Origin of the sequence: Paenibacillus sp. GM2 (assembly GCF_900069005.2) — a bacterium.
Classification (GTDB): domain Bacteria; phylum Bacillota; class Bacilli; order Paenibacillales; family Paenibacillaceae; genus Fontibacillus.
The window spans coordinates 225,435-242,441 of sequence record NZ_LN831277.1 but is presented as its reverse complement, the minus strand read 5'-3'; the positions used below and the strand labels follow the sequence as shown (position 1 = coordinate 242,441).

Sequence of the window (17,007 nt, the reverse complement as noted above, 5' to 3'; positions counted from 1 at the left end):
GAGTACACAGACCACCCATGTTTACAAATATTACTCATAGGTTAAAGCGCTCGGCTAACCTGAAGACCTTAATATGTATTGTTATTATTGCAACAGCTTTATTTGTCCGTATCGATTTTGTGAACTCTGTTGAGCATCATATCCCTCATGACAGCCTGAATTATGACATTATGGTCAGACAGCTGCTAGAGAAGGGGGTCTATGCCTATAAGAGCGAAGAGCCAAATGCTCAAGTATCGCCTGGATACCCCTTATTTATGGCAGGGGCATACCTGTTGGCCGATTACAAGAATCATGATCCGTATCCATTAATCAGATATATTCAGATCGGATTCAGCATGGTGACCCTATGGCTCGTCTACTTGACAGGTCGGAGGTTAGGCGGGCAATGGACCGGCATCATTGCCGCAGCCATTATGGCTGTGTATCCTCCCTTCGTCTGGGCGAACGGGGCCATATTAACCGAGACGCTGGCCGCCATGCTATTCATGTTATACGTATACCTGCAGCTCAGAGTCTTTGAGAAAGAGACCACCTTATCCGCCATATTGGCCGGAGGAGTGCTTGGTTTACTAGTCCTTACCAGACCCGAATTTCTCATTCTTATTGTGCCGGTGTATGCCTTCTACTGGCTGTGGCGAAAAAGATCCGTTCACGTCGTCAAGCTGGCAGCGATCTCTTGTCTGGGCATCTTCATAGTATTGTCGCCCTGGATTGTACGAAACATGGTCACGATGCACCAATTCATTTTGGCCTCTACGCAGGTTAACCCCTTTGCAGCTGGCACCTATCCGAATAAGGACTATGCCGATAAAATGGTCGAGACGAAGGGCAAAACCCAGATGGAAGTCGCCAAGGAACGCTTGAAGGTAGGTTTCACCGAGCATACCTGGACCTTCGTTAAATGGTATACCATTGGCAAGACGCGCTATATATATGGACGAATGTTCTTTGGAGCCGGGCATGCGCCATTATATCCGGTCATTCCGCTAGGAACGTTGTTCCATAGAATGATTCTAGTGGGTGGGTTTATATCCACCATTACCCTGCTCCGAAGATGGCGGCAGCCCGCAGTTCTGCTCGTTGTTCTGGTGGTAGCAATCAGCATTACAAGATTGGCCTTCGTTCCAGAATTTCGTTATAACTTTACAGCGATGCCGCTGTTCATCATACTCACCAGCCTGCTCGCCACTATGGCCCTGGACTATTTGCTCGGTCGGCGATCCAATAAAGAACAATTACCTGTCGGAGAGGAGCTATAAAAATGAATCAAAAAGTACTTATTATTATTCCCGCCTATAACGAAGCAGAAGGCATCCGGCGGGTGATTGCCGATGTCCGTCACCATATTCCCTATGCTGATATTCTGGTCGTTAATGACGGGTCCAGTGATTCCACCGGAGATGAAGCCGCCAAGGAAGGCGTCCTCGTCGTCAACCTGAGCTGTAATCTGGGCATCGGAGGCGCCGTTCAAACCGGCTATAAATATGCGCAAAGGCATGGATACCAATATGCAGCCCAATTAGATGGAGATGGGCAGCATAACCCGCGAGACTTCAACCGATTGCTTGAAGAGCTGCAGCAAAGCCGCACGGATATGGTTGTTGGCTCCCGCTTTGTGGAGAAGCAGGGATTCCAATCTACCTTCGCTCGCAGAATCGGCATCGATCTGCTGTCAGGGCTGTTGACGCTGCTGCTGCACCGCAAAGTAACAGACCCGACATCCGGTTACCGCGTCTGCGGTCCACGGGCCATCGCATTATTCGCTAAGGAGTATCCGGCCGATTATCCGGAAGTTGAAGCGCTTGTCCAACTCGACAACTGCGGCTGTACCTTTAGTGAAGTTCCCGTCGTCATGCGCCAGCGCTTAACTGGAAGCTCAAGCATTCGAGCGCTGGGCTCGGTCTACTATATGGTTAAAGTCATTATTTCGGTTCTCATTACGAGAACAAAGAAGAAAGAAAAGAAGTGGGATCTAGGCTATGAAAATTGATGTTTTTATTCTCAGTTTTATCATTTGTATGATTTTTCTAGGCATCACCATATATTTGATCCGCAACGGGAAGCTGCGCGAACAGTATGCCATCCTCTGGGTTATTCTTACGGCTGTCATGATGGTGCTGTCGCTATTCCCTTCATTGATTGACGGCCTGGCCAAGCAAATCGGCGTATCTTATGCGCCTTCCCTGCTCTATCTGCTCGGTCTGATCAGCGTTTTATTCATCCTGCTGCATTTGACGATAGCCGTGTCATCGTTAACCGCACGGTTTATTGTCTTAACGCAAAAGATCGGGATGCTGGAGCAAGAAAATCTGACGCTTCGCCAAGGGAGTAAAGAGCTCACTGCCGATCCGGCAATCCGGAGGATCAAAGCTGAGAACCCAGCAAAATTACAAGAAGGATCCAGTCGGTTTTTATAAGTCGAACTTTGGTTCGAACCTAATATATCAGCAATGCAAGTTGAGAGGAGAAGTGAAAGACATCAAGAATATGGGGAAAATAACGGCAGGACTGACTGCGCTGTTAATCACGGGTCAATTGGCCACGGCCATTCCTGCTGTGAAAGCAGAGGCTACTTCTATAGAGCCTTTACAAGAGAGTACAGTACCGGAATCGTCAAATTGGAAGCAAACCACTATTTATACCGATAGCAGCAAGATCGAGCAGGACGGCAAGGCTTACCAGGCCCCCCGCCCTGCCATCGTCAAGGATGGAGCCACCTATGTAGCACTTCGCTTCATGGCAGAACGCCTCGGAGCAACGGTCACCATAGATTCCAAAACTAAGGAAACGATCGTTAAGCTAGGCAGCGTAGAATTGAGATATAAGAACAACAGCAAGAGCTACAGTCTGAATGGAAAAGCTTATTCCTTGAAGACAGCTCCTTATACGGACAACAATGTGACAATGATCCCTTTAGTCCCGTTCATTCAAGGCTTGAGTATTCCTTATACCGTGGATAACAAGACCATCACCCTGCAGCGTTCCACTAAGCCAGTAGCCTCGTTCAAGGTGCAACCGCAAGAGATTGTCGCAGGCGAGACGACGGTAACCTATGAGACGAATTCATATTCCCCGTTGGGACTCGATATTGTCGATGAACGCTGGGAAGGAAGAGAGGAGATTTTCGACAAGCCCGGTGCATATTCCGTTAGCTACTCCGTACAGGACTCCGAAGGGGTCTGGAGCGAGCCCTTCACACTAACGCTGGAAGCGGTTAAGCCTAACGAGCCGCCGGTTGCCAATTTCTCGACAGATAAAGAGGAATACCGGATGGGTGAACTGATCATTTATACGGATCTAAGCTCGGATGATGAAGATGCCATTGTCGACCGGATATGGTCCAATAAAGAGGAGGCCTTCTTCACACCAGGCAACGTTACCATAAACCTGGAGGTAAAGGACCGGCACGGAGCCATCGGTGAATTTAGCAAAACGATCAAAATTACCGATGAGACGCTATATACCCGTGATGAGTTCTACAAGCTTTTTACACCGGTAGGAAATAAACTTGCTATTGATGGCTACTCCGTTAAAGCGATGGAAGCCATTCCTTATCAGTACCAGACAGAGCCGGTAACCTTGTTCCGCAGCAGCGGACCGGAATCGATTAATTCGGAAGGGATTCTCTATCAAGATACTATCACCGGCGACGCCCGCTTCCTGTTACATCATAAGAACCAAATCGGAAAGCTGGCCAAGCTGTATGTAATTGCCGAGAATCCAGGCACTTCCCCAGCTACCGTCACGCTCAAGAATGAAGCCATGGCAGGTCCTACATCCTATGCGGAATGGGCTGGCCGAGTTTCACTGACTCGTTATTTTGAAGGCTTGCTGGATGCGAATAATCCTCAGAAGATCACCCTGCAGCCGGGAGAAAAACGAATCATATGGAATAGCATTAATAAGAATCCAATGAAACCTCAGGAGATTATCACCTTCACCGGGGATTTAAGCAGTGATGCGCCGATTCGTTATACGTCCTTGCTGGTCTCGGCAAATCGGGACCCGATCGCTGACCTGGACAAACTGCCCTATCTGGACCCGAATGAATCCATCGTTCGTGGGACTTTTGCCGATTCGACACGTGTCTTCTCCTATAACGATCCTATCGGCTCCCGATCGGTCAAGCTCTCCTTAACCGACAATAGAGAGGATCCTTTTCAGCAAGGTCTGGACGGGATCAAAGGTACGGAAGCGCTGAACTCCGGCAATTACGGCTTGATTTACAAGCTGAAATTAAATCATGTTGCTGCGAATACGCTTGTTTTATTTAATCCGCGCGGTGGATTGTTTGTCGGCTCTGCGGTCGTGAATGGTGAAGTAGTCACCTTCGGCCATAGCGGCAAAGAAGATATATCCAGCACGGCCAGTGTACTGTACCGGACCGGGAATCAAGAGGAGAGCGTAGAGATTTGGATCAGTCCTGCCGCAGGAAGCAATCTTCCATTTGTACTTTTATTTGAGCCTTTGCCGCAGAAAAAATAGATGGCCTGGATTCAGGAGTATGCGTACTTTAATTCCAATCAGGATGATGACAAATTATATAGCTAATCACAAAATTCGGCCCAAGGAATCAGCCTCCTTGTGTCGAATTTTTATGTTATGATACCAAAAAATCACTCAGCCATTAAATATATCGTCATTGTTACCTTGTTCATTAGCATTCTGCTTGGCCTCCGCTGGATTTGGTCCGAGGTGATCTTCCCTTCGGCGGAGCGTATTACCGCTATCAACGGCGTGCTGGATCTGCGCGGCAGAGAGCTTGATAATTCCTCCACCTTTGCACTGAATGGATCATGGGAGTTCTACCCTGGACAATTGTTAACTCATCAGGATCAGCGAACCGGCAAACCTTCCACCGATTATGTCCAGGTCCCGGGGAATTGGGGGCAAGCCGTTTCAGAGGGAACAAACCTGGCCTTTGGTTCAGGAACGTATCGGCTGCGGATTCTGTTGGATCCATTGGATCAGCCCGTCGCTTTCTGGCTGCGGGGCGTTCAGACTTCTTCCGCCGTACAGTTAAACGGTATGTCCGAGGTAATCATCGGCCAGCCCGCTACAGACGCATGGCGTTATACGCCCAATAGTTCCTCCTATACGGCTTCTTATTCAGGGACAGGAACGACCGAAATTGAACTCATGATTCAAGTAGCTAACTTTGATGATCCTTTTAATGGAGGTATTCTGCATTCAATTCGTTTTGGTTCCCAGGCCGCAATCGATTATACCCGCTGGTATTCGATCGGATTTCAGCTGGTCACATTTATTACCTTGATGCTCCATGGCCTGTATGCATTTATCTTTTATCTGTTCAATCCTAGAGAGAGAACCCTGGCCCTGGTCTGCTTGCTAACAACGGCAGTAGCTACGGCGACGATAGCCGGTTATGACAATATCCTTTTGATTTGGTTTCCGATTAATTATACATGGGGACTCAAGGTGAGACTGCTCGCCCAGCTGTGGCAGCCCCTCCTTATTCTGCTTGTGTTCAGAGGGCTTACTTCCATCAGGCTGAATCGGGTCTGGCTCGAAATCTGTACCCTATTGCTCGGTGTATATACGGCATTTATACTGGTCGCACCTGCTATATTTGTCAACGGGTCCGTCGAGGTAGGGGTATTCGGATTATTATACCTTTTGCCCTTCCTTTGGTTCATTTACATAGTAATCACCATGATTCTCAAAGGAGAAAATAACAACGGCCGCGTCTTCTTGCTGCTGTCGGCAGCAGGTATTATATCGAATATTCTATGGACCTTATGGAACTCCTATAAAGATACTTCGCTTGTCTATTATCCCTTGGACATGATTGCGGCGATTATCGGGTTCGCAGCGTACTGGTTTAGAGAGTTCTTCTTCAAGTCCGCCGAGAATGCCAAGCTCAACAAGAAGCTGAAGAAGGAAGATAAGCTCAAGGATCAATTCCTGGCCAACACTTCTCACGAACTGAGAACGCCGCTGCATGGAATGATGAATATCGCTCATACGATCTTAACCAAGGAACAGCAGAAGCTGGACCCGACAAGTCTTAAAAATATGAACCTGCTCCTCACGATCAGCCGCCGCATGTCGCATATGCTGGACGATCTGCTGGATGTCGCCCGTCTTCATGAACACCGCATCACTTTGCAGCAGGAGCCGCTGAAAATCCAAGCGATGGTTCCTGGAATGTTCGAAATGCTTCGGTATCTGGTAGATGACAAACCTGTTCAGTTCGATATGAACATCGCCGAATCGTTGCCAGCGGTTAGAGCAGACGAGAAAAGGCTCGTACAAATTCTGTATAATCTGTTGCATAACGCGATCAAATACACAGAGGAAGGCCGCATCTCTATATCTGCAGCGGTCAAGGATAGCCGTGTTCATATTCATGTATCCGATACTGGGGTTGGCATGGATCAAGAGACGCAAAGCCGGATATTTCTTCCTTACGAGCAAGGCGCACACGGCATAAGCGATGGGAGAGGCATTGGACTCGGATTAAGTATATGCCAACAACTCATTGAGCTGCACGGGGGAACACTTAGCGTTCATTCGGAGGTTGGCAAAGGTTCTGTATTCAGCTTTGACCTGCCATTGGCTGATTCGTCGGATATTCCGCTCTTGCATCATTCTCCGTATCACCAGGATACGATCAACCGGATTAAAGAAGATTACGCCGAACTGGCAGTTCCGGATACTTTGGAGGTCGAGTTGCCGGCAATCGGAATGAGCCCTGCTCTCCTGGATGGCGAAACCGTACACATCCTTGCTGTGGATGATGATCCGCTCAACCTGAATGTGCTTGCCGGTATCCTCTCGATGGAACCCTACTCCATTACGAAGGCCCTTTCTGCCCAAGAGGCTCTGGAACAGCTTGGCAGCCAATCATGGGATCTGGTCATCGCTGACGTTATGATGCCGCAAATGTCCGGATATGAACTGACACAGAGGATAAGAGTCAATTATTCCTTATCCGAGCTTCCCGTTCTATTGCTGACCGCGCGCAGCCAGCCGGCTGATATCTATACAGGCTTCCTTTCAGGCGCCAATGATTATATGACCAAGCCTGTGGATGCCATGGAACTGAGATACCGGGTCGAGGCCTTGACCACTTTGAAGAGATCGATCAAAGAACGCCTTCGGATGGAAGCCGCCTACCTGCAGGCCCAGATTCACCCGCATTTTCTGTTCAATACGCTGAATTCCATCATGGCGCTAAGTGAGGTGGATACTGAGAAGATGCTAAGACTGGGAGATGCGTTCGCTTCTTTTCTGCGAATCAGCTTCGACTTCCTTAATACCGGCGAGCTCGTCCCGTTATCCCATGAACTGCAGCTGGTTGAAGCCTACTTATATATTGAGAAGGAACGATTTGGGGACAGGCTGTCTATTGTGTGGGAGGTCGAGCCGGACATTCAACTGCGGCTTCCTCCACTGTCCATACAGCCGCTGGTTGAGAATGCTGTCAGACACGGCCTGCTAAGCCGTTTACAAGGCGGCACTGTACGAATCCGCATGGCGCAGCAAGAGATGGGGACGCTGATCGAGGTGAACGATAACGGCAAGGGGATGGATCAGGATAAAATTGACCAATTACTTCACCCAAACTTGCAGGGCAAGCGCGGTATTGGGGTAGCCAACACCCATCGGCGATTGATCCAATTGTACGGCCAGGGATTATCTATTAAGAGCCAACCCGGTGAAGGAACGACGGTATCCTTTATAATTCCCAATCATCGAAATCGCTAGATCCGTCAACAAAAGGCTTATATATAAATAGCACAGAGGCTAGCTGAAAGCCGGCATGCTCTGTGCTTTTTCGGTTCCCTTTCATGTAAAAATCGCTGCTCGGGAAATCGCAAATAAAACGGATGACAACTATAGTTATCCTTCCGCATTCTCCGCTTTCCTCAAACCTTGAATAAAGGCTTCAAAGTTATCGGCCAGCTTGATGATCTTGTTATTGCTCCCACGGTCCACATAGATAACCTCCGGCTCGCCGTCATTTCCGGACGGACGGTAATCCAGCATTACAGCGTCTCCAGCGGCCGGACAATCGCAGATCACGACGCCGATCTCAGGGTATCCCCCATTTTCAATCATATATCTGCTGCCAAGTTCGCCGCATAATGACTTCTTCTTATCCCGGCCAATCCCAAAGAACCCGGAAATCACGATATGATTTTGCCCATGCACCGTACTTCCTATAGGATAGCGCGTATTGCGGGGAATCCCCCCATTATGTAATTTCATCAGTTGGATATAGGAAGCGGGCAGCTTGAAGACCAGTTGCTCTTCCACAGAGCTAATCTGCTCATCCGTGACCGGCTTGGAGATATATTCATTCGCCTGGTCGCTATCCTCCCAAAAGTCGTTCATATCGGCATGCTGTGAAGCGGATGAACTTTCGGTCAGACTTGCCTCCGTATGGCTCTCCGATTCAGCCTCCAACTCTTCGCGGGTCTCCGATGCAGATGGTTCAGCCGTCTTATCCGCGATCCACTCCAGGAATTCCAAGGTATCTTCATCCCCCGGATCTAATCTGTCAGCCACCTCAAACTCCCTGCGGGCATTCTCATACTGTCCGAGATAATAATAGGCTAATCCTATGCGATAATGCCACAAAGGGTCATCCTGACCTTCTTCAGCGATGGTCAGAAACTGTTCGACAGCCTCCTCATACCGCTCCAGGTTATTCATGGCACGTCCTAAATGACTGGTCAGCTCATAATCTCGTTCTTCTGCAGGGATTTCCATAATGGTATTTACAATTTCTTCGAATTCATCTGCTTCATGCAGCTCGTCCAGCTTTGCTATAAGATCATCTCTCATCATTTTTACCTCCCAGGGCAATAACTCTAATTATACAAAGTATACCATTCCAGGCCGGACAAAACGAAATCCTTACTGACGTTAGGTAGCCAAATACCATGAAAAAGGAATAAATTTGTGACAAACGAGGAGGCGGCAAGTCTTTCGGAGCTCTAACGAAACTCCATATCGCTATTTCCACGAAATCAGCACCCACTCAAATCTAACGAAACACCATATCGTTATTTGCTGAAAAACCTGCCATTTAGCCCCTTTTTCGCTCCAATAACGATACCCAGTTTCGTTAAATTTTATAATTACCCATTTTGACGCAAATAACGATACCTAGTTTCGTTATCATTCAGGGCAGCAGGGGCTCAAGGCTCTCAGCAACCTAATTCCGCTCCTGACGCAAGCAGAGAACCCGCTGCAGCCCCTACACGCTGTATCCCGCCCTGACGACGCTTTAACTTACCCACTCCCCTGCTGTTCCGGCTGCCTGGCCAAGAGCCGCACAACACGGCGTCAGGCTGGCCGCCAGCCGTCCCCCACGCGTATTCAAGCTACAGCATCCGGTGCACTTTAAACCGGCTTTCGCTCTGCGAAAGTAGAGCTGATTACCGCACGATGCCCATCATAAAACCGTCATAGCCCTTACTGCCTACCGTTTGAATCGCTGTGGCCGTAATCCGCGGCTCTTCCGCCAACAGGTCGTAGAACTGTCTGACGCCCCGGACACGTTCGTCTTCACTCTGTTCATTGATAATCTCGCCATCGCGGATGACATTGTCTCCCATAATGACGGTTCCCGGATGGGAAAAATGAAGCGCCCACTGCAAATATTTGGGATTATTCGGTTTATCCGCATCAATAAATATGAAATCAAAGGTTTCTACACCCTCATCGGCCATCCGGGCCAACTGATGCAGGGCCTCCCCCACCCTCAATTCAACCATATGGCTTATCTGAGCAACAGACAGATTGGCTTCCGCCACTTGAGCATGGAAGGGATCGAGCTCCAGCGTCACGATCTTACCGTCAGATGGCAGTGCCCTGGCCATCCAGATCGTACTGTATGCCCCGAGTGTACCAATCTCCAAAATTCGCTTCGCGCCTATCATTTGTACGAATAGATTTAATAATTTGCCTTGAGCTGGAGTAACGTCATACAAAGGCAGCTGAGCCAGTCGATTCGCGGCCAGTGTTCTCTCCAGAATAGGGTCATGTGGAATTAAATGCTCCGCAATATATTGGTCAACTTCCTCCCATATTTTCGCTTGATGCATGTTCATCACTCTCCATTTCAAAGATTTAACTTCCCACCTCATTGTACGCAAACTATAATCATAAATATAATATATGTTTATCAATAACTTATATATTAAGTATATGAGTTAGAAAAGAGGTTCCGAATGAATCTTCATGCACTGCGTTTATTTCATACGGTCGCATCCACCGGAAGCGTAACCCGGGCTTCGAAATTGTTAAATATAAGTCAGCCCTCTATCACATCGCAAATCAAGAAGTTTGAAAAGGAACTGGGGATTGCCTTGCTGAAGCCCCAGGGAAGAGGAATCTCTCTAACCGATGGCGGTGAGGAGCTTGCGCAGCTTGCCGGAAGGCTCTTTGCTGTTGAGCAGCAAATAGAACAATTCGCGGAGCATTATCGTAACGGTACGAAGGGAAGCATCCGGATTGCCGCAACCTATTTGCCCGCTCACTTCCTGATCCCCGCCTGGCTCGCCAGGTTCAAGCAGCAGTATGAACAAGTAGAGATCATGATTACGACAACCAATTCCAGCGATGCCCTGAAGCAATTGCTGAATGTTGAGGCGGATATCGCGATTTATGGCGGAATAGACGAGGAATACCCGGAGACAATCCAGAAGGAGGAACTGTTCCAGGATGAGCTATGGTTTGTCGTCGCACCAAATCACCGCTATGCCAATCAGCAGGTAACGCTGTCCGACATCATCAAGGAACCCTTTGTCATGCGTGAGGAAGGAAGCTCCACCCGAGAGAGATTGCTGTCTCTGTGCCGAACATATAACGTTCCCGCGCCTACGATCTCTTTGCAGTTCAACGGATTGCATGAGGCCATCACAGCGGTTATCGCCGGATATGGCGCGAATTTCGTATCCTCCCTGGTTGTGAGGGATGATGTGGAACGGGGAGAATTGTCACGGGTGTATGTCGAGGGAATCCAACTGAAGAATATAATTGCAATATGTACACGCAAGCATGAGCCCTTATCGGCTGCGGCGTTGCATTTTATAGAGGTCATTCGGCAAGCTCCCTGATAAAAGTTTTTAACATGCAATCTTAAATAATAAACCGCTGCAAAAATGGCGATCATGATCGTATCAAGCTTCACCATTCTGCAGCGGCTATGTCAGTTTGAATTAAGTGCCGCAGTAAGTGCGGTAGGGCTGGGTAGTCTCAGGCAAAACGCTGTATTCCACCTGCTCTTCCGCATAGGCATAAGGGTTGGACAGAACAGCCAGCAGCCGCTCCATAACGCTCAAATCCCCTTGCTCCGCAGCCTCCAGGGCCGCTTCAACCCGGTAATTACGAGGAATTATCGCAGGGTTGCTGCCCTTCATGAGCTGGGTTGAGGTTTTTTCCGCATCCCGCTGCCGCCCCAGTCTCTCCTTCCAGAGACGGTGCCATTCCGTAAATCCAGGTGATCTGAACATTTCCGCACACTCAAGTTCATTCAAAGTTAACGCCCGAAAGGTATTCGTATAATCCTCCCCGTATTCCTTCATGAGTTCAAGCAGCCGGTTAACCAATAGTTCGTCATCCTCTTCCTTGTCCGCTAACCCCAGCTTCGATCTCATTCCCTGCAGCCAATCTTCATGATAAAAGTCCATGTAGAGCGACATTCTATCCTGTGCCAATTCAATCGCCAGCTCCTGATCATCATGAAGAAGCGGCAGCAGCGTCTCGGCAAATCTCGCCAGATTCCATCCGCCGATATATGGCTGATTGCCATATGCATAGCGGCCCATCGAATCTATGGAACTAAATACGGTTTCAGGGTCATAGGTGTCCATAAATGCACACGGGCCATAATCGATCGTCTCTCCGCTGATCGTCATATTATCGGTATTCATCACGCCGTGGATGAAGCCAACGAGCTGCCATTTGGCAATCAGCGCAGCTTGCCGTTTCATGACCTCCTCAAGCAGCATAAGATAGCGTGCCTGCCCCTCCGGCGCATTCGCCGTGATGTTGGGATAATGGCGTTCCATTGTATAGTCGGCGAGCGCTCTCAAATCCTGAACTGTACCGTAATGGGCCGCATATTGAAATGTTCCGACGCGAATATGACTAGCGGCGACACGTGTGAGAATAGCACCAGGATACTCCTTCTCGCGAGTGACTGGCTGCCCCGTTGCTACTACGGCCAGACTACGGGTAGTCGGGATACCTAGCGCATGCATAGCTTCGCTAATGATATATTCCCGCAGCATCGGACCAAGCGCAGCCCGGCCGTCTCCGCCGCGGGAATAGGGCGTTCTGCCCGAGCCCTTGAGCTGAATATCCAACCTCTCCCCTTGCGGTGAGATCTGTTCACCCAACAGTATGGCCCGGCCATCGCCCAGCATTGCGAAGTATCCGAATTGGTGCCCTGCATAGGCTTGAGCAATAGGCAGGGCTCCCTCAGGAATCCGGTTCCCGGCCAGTGCCGCTACCCCTTCATCGCTCTGTATCGCCGCGGCGTCTAGCCCGAGAGATGACGCTAACGGATAATTGAGGACAATTAACTTTGGCGATCGTACTTGAGACGGATCAATCCGGGTATAGAATGATGCCGGCAAGCCGACATAGCTGTTATCGAAGTTCCATCCTGTTTGCTTATGTTTCGTCATGGTCTCTCCTTTACCTACTAAATGTTATATTTACAGCTCATCTGCGAGTTCAGTCATCTCTAACTATAAACTTAATGTTCGCTCCATGGGATATATTATACCGTTTTCAGAGGAGGAGAGATAACTGTCCGCAGGATACACCCTAGCTCTTCATGCTAATGCACATAGCCCCTACTGCTTTCGACTAAGCGGTAGGGGCTATGTGCTAAGGTAACTCCCATCTCTATTAAAAGAGATCTCTATAAGAAATAAAGTATTATGTTTGGTTATTAGTCCATTTCTAAATTCGTCTGTTTACCGCTGTTTACATAACGATCTCTACCGGCACCAAGGCCAAAAATAAAGAGCAGAACGGAAGCGCCAACCAGTATCCATAAAGGAAGCGTCCAGCCTCCTGTCATATCATGCAAATAACCAAACATTGTCGGACCAATGGCAGCAAGCAAATATCCGACAGATTGAGCCATCCCGGACAGTTCTGCTGCTTGATGGGCATTTTCCGTTCGCAAGCCGAAGAACATCATGGCTAGTCCAAAAGCAAAGCCGCCCCCGATTCCAATGATAATCATCCATACAATAATCAAGGCGGAACTGCCATACAGCAGGCCAAGTGTTCCGAACAATAGCAGTCCGAACGTAAACGTAACTAACAATCGCTGATTGCGCATGCGTCCGGCCATGACCGGAACTATGAATGTAAATGGAAGCAGCGCAAGCTGCATCACGGAAAGCAGCAGGCCAGATCGATCTGCGGATATCCCCTGCTCCTGTAATATCTCAGGCAGCCAGGCGATAATGACATAGAATACCATCGATTGCAATCCCATGAACATTGTTACTTGCCATGCCAGCGGAGATCGCCATAAATTCACTTGTCGACCCGATACCTGACCTTGTACAACGGCCACGCCTCCGGTGTGGCGTTTCAGGTGAGGCAGCCAGCATAAAATAGAGACGAAGCTTAAAACACCCCAAACCCCTAGCGCCCCCTGCCAGCCTAATCCCATGCCGATGGCCAGCGGAACGCTAATCCCGGAGGCAGCAGCACCGAACAAGTTCATAGAAATGGAATACATCCCCGTCATCAGCCCTATGCGTTCAGGGAACTCCCGCTTAATCAGGCTGGGCAGCAATACGTTGCAGACGGCAATAGACAAGCCCAGAATAGCGGTGCCAAGGTAAAGAGTCGTTATTCCCGACAAGGAACGAAGCACAATGCCGATCGTCAGAAAAAGGACAGAAGCCAGTATGATCCGTTCAATTCCTAGCTTACGCCCTAAACGCGGTACGAAGGGCGAGAAAATCGCAAAAGCGAGCAAAGGCAATGTCGTGATCATTCCGGCCAAGGTGCTTGAAATATGCATATGCTCTCGAATAAGCCCTATTAAGGGGCCAACCGAAGTTAACGGCGCCCTCATATTGGCAGCTATAAAAAGAATTCCTATCAGAACTGCCCATGCTGCCGCCTTGGGTTTCGGTTGACTATGCCGCATACGGCTATTTTGATTTGACTTACTACACATGATGCTTTCTCTCCAATCTATATTGCGAAGATAAACTATAATATATAAAATATATTTATTTGCACATTATAATATACGAAATTGAAATTTGTCCAGCTAAAAAGTAAAGTATATTTTACTGCGATTTATAAAAACCAAACTATAATATATACTTAGAGTAATATTATTGCGATGCAAAGAGAGGTCTAAATGCCATGGAAGCCGATGATCCAAAACAAGTGGTGTTACAGGTGGGAACTGTATTAAAGCAGCTTCGAAAAGAGCGGAATATGAGTCTTGGTGATCTAGCAGAGCTGTCAGGCGTTAGCAAGCTGACGCTCGGAAATATTGAGCGGGGAGAGACAAATCCAACGCTAGGGATGTTATGGAAAATTTCCAAAAGCTTGTCCATTCCTCTCATGGCGTTGTTCTCAACCGGAAGCAGGGTAAGCCTGTCGCGGGCTGGGGAGGGACTGAGGATTGCCGGGGATGATAAGGCTTGGGTCGTGGAACCGATTTTCCAAAATGCAAGCGATGAGATAGAAATGTGCCGGGCCTATGTGCAGCCCAATAGCTCCTACTATCCGGAACAACATCATTTGAATACAACCGAAATTGTCACCGTGATGTCGGGAGAAATAACAATCACGGTTAGCGATGAGCCCTATCACTTGAACCAATACGATTCCATAAGCTTTCGCGCCGACAAAACGCATGTCTACACCAATCATTCCGATGATGTTGTGGTGCTTCATATTATTCTTAAATACGGGGTGTAATTCGCGGCGCCTCATTCATGGCCTGTACGTCAAATCGTCTGCTGGAACAAAGTATGCTACTAGGGGATCAAACATAGAGTAATTCATGCCGCGTCCGATGAATCCAGGCCGAAACCTGGGGATGATCTCCATATTTTGGAGTATGCAAAAAGGGCGCCTCCAAGTCTGAAAATCGACTTTCGAGACAGCCCCTTCTAACCTTGGTGCAGAGCTACTCCAACCCTAATCAGCTCTCACAAGCACTTTTACGTCTGATCAGGTTAATTTCTCTAATGACAGCCATATCGATCTTTGGCTTGCGGTCCTCGGTCAACAGTCCGTTCACTTCCTGCTGAACGTCTGACACTTGCGTATAGCAGTAGCCGCATACATAATCGAGATCCTTGATAGCTTCTGTAATTGAACGGAAGCGCTGAATAAATGCATCATCGGAGTCCACTTGATTACCGTAGCCCCATCCTTCCTCGCTCTGAAAAGCAATCCCGCCGAATTCGCTGATCAGAATCGGTTGGCCTCGGTACTTATAACCCTGCGCCATTGCATACTTCCAATTGGAGAAAGCGATTTTATTGTTAACGACGGCCTCCTTATCCGCATAGCGGCGGCTTAGAGCATCGCCCGATTCTTCATAATCATGCAGGGTAATAATATCGGAAATCGTATGCTCCCATCCGTCATTTACTACAACCGGCCGGTGCGGATCCATCGACTTCGTTAAATAGTAGATCGCTTCAGTAAACTTCTGCTGCTTGCTATCCGTAAATACGTTGGCAATTCCCCACGATTCATTAAACGGAACCCAGGTTACGATACAAGGGTGATTATAGTGCTGCTGCACAATATCAAGCCATTCGCGCGTGAAGCGATCCACCGCTTCATCATTAAATTCATAAGTGGCAGCAGCCTCCGACCAGACTAGCAGGCCTTTCACATCGCACCAATACAGGAACCGGTCATCCTCGATCTTCTGGTGCTTGCGCACGCCGTTATAACCCATCGCCATAATTTTATCAATGTCATCCAGCAGTGCCGCCTCCGATGGCGGTGTCAGATGACTGTCCTGCCAATAGCCCTGATCCAGAATCAGGCGTTGATAGATCGGATGATTATTGAGCAGCACCTTGCCGTCCTCGATCGATACTTTACGCAGTCCAAAATAAGAATGTACACGATCCAAGATCTCTCCGTCTTCCTGAAGCACAAATTCTACCTCATACAGCTTCGGGTTTTCCGGACTCCAGCGTTCAATCTGCCACTCCAGCTTATCGCTCTGAAGATTTACCGTAGCGGCCAGACTCTCGCGATCCACAGCCAGCGTCCCTTGCTTAATTACCTCATCGTCCATCGTAACAATCGTCGTCAGCTGCAGCTGACGTGCGGACAGCTCATGCCCAAAGGCAGCGCCGTCGAGTTTATATTCGAAACTCACGGAATGATCATCATAGTTAGGTGTTATTTTGACATGATTCACATAAGTAGGGCTTAAATATTCCAGCCATACCGACTGCCAAATGCCTGTCGTCTGTACATACCAGCAGCCAAAGTTATCCTTCCTCCAACGCTGCTTCCCGCGCGGCTGTGTACAGCTATCGCTATCCTCCGCCTTGACCACGAGCAGATTGTCATCACCTGCATGTAAATACGGAGTAATATCGAAGGAAAATGCAGAATACCCCCCTTCATGTCTGCCTGCAAACTGACCGTTAACCCACACTTTGGCGACATAATCAACCGCTTGAAAGCGCAGCTCTACCCGCCGGGACAATTGCTTCTCGTCCGCTTCAATCTTCCTTTGATACCATACGTAGGGGTGAAAAGACTCCTCTGCGATTCCACTGGCTTTCGTCTCGTACACAAAGGGTACCTGAATCGTGTGCGTAGGCGTGAACCGCTGTTGCCAGCCTTGCACCTCTCCCTCATTTGCATCGTCAAATGCGAAATCCCATGCTCCGTTCAGATCCTGCCAATCCTTACGTACGAATTGAGGACGCGGATATTCCTTGCGATAGTGATCTTTCAATGCCATTATGTTCACCTATCCTTATGTTTTTTAGA

12 protein-coding genes are annotated in these 17,007 nt (G+C 48.6%); 7 read left to right on the top strand and 5 right to left on the bottom strand.

From position 1 onward, the window contains the following. The first annotated feature begins 17 nt into the window (after window positions 1–17). The 5 genes from BN1360_RS04660 to BN1360_RS04640 all read left to right on the top strand — a co-directional run bounded on the left by BN1360_RS04660 (window position 18) and on the right by BN1360_RS04640 (window position 7,734). Window positions 18–1,262, top strand: coding sequence for an ArnT family glycosyltransferase (locus BN1360_RS04660; RefSeq protein ID WP_068778720.1), 1,245 nt, complete (start codon window positions 18–20; stop codon window positions 1,260–1,262). Between the two features lie 2 nt (window positions 1,263–1,264). Continuing rightward, window positions 1,265–1,993, top strand: coding sequence for a glycosyltransferase family 2 protein (locus BN1360_RS04655; RefSeq protein ID WP_068778719.1), 729 nt, complete (start codon window positions 1,265–1,267; stop codon window positions 1,991–1,993). A gap of 28 nt (window positions 1,994–2,021) precedes the next feature. Continuing rightward, window positions 2,022–2,420 (top strand): DUF2304 domain-containing protein, encoded by a 399-nt coding sequence (locus BN1360_RS04650; RefSeq protein ID WP_229520816.1) that lies wholly within the window; start codon window positions 2,022–2,024, stop codon window positions 2,418–2,420. A 52-nt stretch (window positions 2,421–2,472) separates the two neighbouring features. After that, complete coding sequence (locus BN1360_RS04645) at window positions 2,473–4,488, top strand: copper amine oxidase N-terminal domain-containing protein (protein WP_068778718.1); 2,016 nt, start codon at window positions 2,473–2,475, stop codon at window positions 4,486–4,488. A 117-nt stretch (window positions 4,489–4,605) separates the two neighbouring features. After that, window positions 4,606–7,734, top strand: coding sequence for an ATP-binding response regulator (locus BN1360_RS04640; protein ID WP_068778751.1), 3,129 nt, complete (start codon window positions 4,606–4,608; stop codon window positions 7,732–7,734). A 135-nt stretch (window positions 7,735–7,869) separates the two neighbouring features. Here BN1360_RS04640 and BN1360_RS04635 read toward each other — a convergent pair whose 3' ends face one another. Further along, window positions 7,870–8,817 carry an SMI1/KNR4 family protein gene (locus BN1360_RS04635; RefSeq protein WP_068778717.1) on the bottom strand — a complete coding sequence of 316 codons (948 nt, stop codon included), beginning with the start codon at window positions 8,815–8,817 and terminating at the stop codon, window positions 7,870–7,872. Window positions 8,818–9,413: 596 nt separating this feature from the next. After that, the gene (locus BN1360_RS04630) at window positions 9,414–10,082 is read right to left on the bottom strand and encodes an O-methyltransferase (RefSeq protein ID WP_068778716.1); all 669 of its coding nucleotides are present in this window, start codon (window positions 10,080–10,082) and stop codon (window positions 9,414–9,416) included. 126 nt (window positions 10,083–10,208) lie between these two features. Between BN1360_RS04630 and BN1360_RS04625 the strand changes: the two genes are divergently transcribed. Continuing rightward, on the top strand, window positions 10,209–11,096 hold the full coding sequence (locus BN1360_RS04625; protein WP_068778715.1) for a LysR family transcriptional regulator: 888 nt from the start codon (window positions 10,209–10,211) through the stop codon (window positions 11,094–11,096). A gap of 102 nt (window positions 11,097–11,198) precedes the next feature. On the opposite strand, the gene BN1360_RS04620 is transcribed toward BN1360_RS04625, so the two are convergent. Together BN1360_RS04620 and BN1360_RS04615 are read right to left on the bottom strand one after the other, a co-directional pair. Then, window positions 11,199–12,671, bottom strand: coding sequence for a protein adenylyltransferase SelO (locus BN1360_RS04620; protein ID WP_068778714.1), 1,473 nt, complete (start codon window positions 12,669–12,671; stop codon window positions 11,199–11,201). A 269-nt stretch (window positions 12,672–12,940) separates the two neighbouring features. Next, the gene (locus BN1360_RS04615) at window positions 12,941–14,194 is read right to left on the bottom strand and encodes a CynX/NimT family MFS transporter (RefSeq protein ID WP_068778713.1); all 1,254 of its coding nucleotides are present in this window, start codon (window positions 14,192–14,194) and stop codon (window positions 12,941–12,943) included. 194 nt (window positions 14,195–14,388) lie between these two features. Here BN1360_RS04615 and BN1360_RS04610 point away from each other — a divergent pair, with 194 nt between their 5' ends. Continuing rightward, a complete protein-coding gene (locus BN1360_RS04610; RefSeq protein WP_068778712.1) occupies window positions 14,389–14,952 on the top strand; it encodes a helix-turn-helix domain-containing protein in 564 nt (187 codons plus the stop codon). 226 nt (window positions 14,953–15,178) lie between these two features. Here BN1360_RS04610 and BN1360_RS04605 read toward each other — a convergent pair whose 3' ends face one another. Next, a complete protein-coding gene (locus BN1360_RS04605) occupies window positions 15,179–16,978 on the bottom strand; it encodes a glycoside hydrolase family 2 protein (protein ID WP_068778711.1) in 1,800 nt (599 codons plus the stop codon). Between the last annotated feature and the right edge of the window lie 29 nt (window positions 16,979–17,007).

Coding starts and splice junctions, on each gene's coding strand:
- BN1360_RS04660 (WP_068778720.1), top strand. CDS start 18: ATGTTTACAAATATTACTCATAGGTTAAAGCGCTCGGCTAACCTGAAG.
- BN1360_RS04615 (WP_068778713.1), bottom strand. CDS start 14,194: ATGTGTAGTAAGTCAAATCAAAATAGCCGTATGCGGCATAGTCAACCG.
- BN1360_RS04605 (WP_068778711.1), bottom strand. CDS start 16,978: ATGGCATTGAAAGATCACTATCGCAAGGAATATCCGCGTCCTCAATTC.
- BN1360_RS04625 (WP_068778715.1), top strand. CDS start 10,209: ATGAATCTTCATGCACTGCGTTTATTTCATACGGTCGCATCCACCGGA.
- BN1360_RS04650 (WP_229520816.1), top strand. CDS start 2,022: ATGATTTTTCTAGGCATCACCATATATTTGATCCGCAACGGGAAGCTG.
- BN1360_RS04610 (WP_068778712.1), top strand. CDS start 14,389: ATGGAAGCCGATGATCCAAAACAAGTGGTGTTACAGGTGGGAACTGTA.
- BN1360_RS04640 (WP_068778751.1), top strand. CDS start 4,606: ATGATACCAAAAAATCACTCAGCCATTAAATATATCGTCATTGTTACC.
- BN1360_RS04655 (WP_068778719.1), top strand. CDS start 1,265: ATGAATCAAAAAGTACTTATTATTATTCCCGCCTATAACGAAGCAGAA.
- BN1360_RS04620 (WP_068778714.1), bottom strand. CDS start 12,671: ATGACGAAACATAAGCAAACAGGATGGAACTTCGATAACAGCTATGTC.
- BN1360_RS04635 (WP_068778717.1), bottom strand. CDS start 8,817: ATGAGAGATGATCTTATAGCAAAGCTGGACGAGCTGCATGAAGCAGAT.
- BN1360_RS04630 (WP_068778716.1), bottom strand. CDS start 10,082: ATGCATCAAGCGAAAATATGGGAGGAAGTTGACCAATATATTGCGGAG.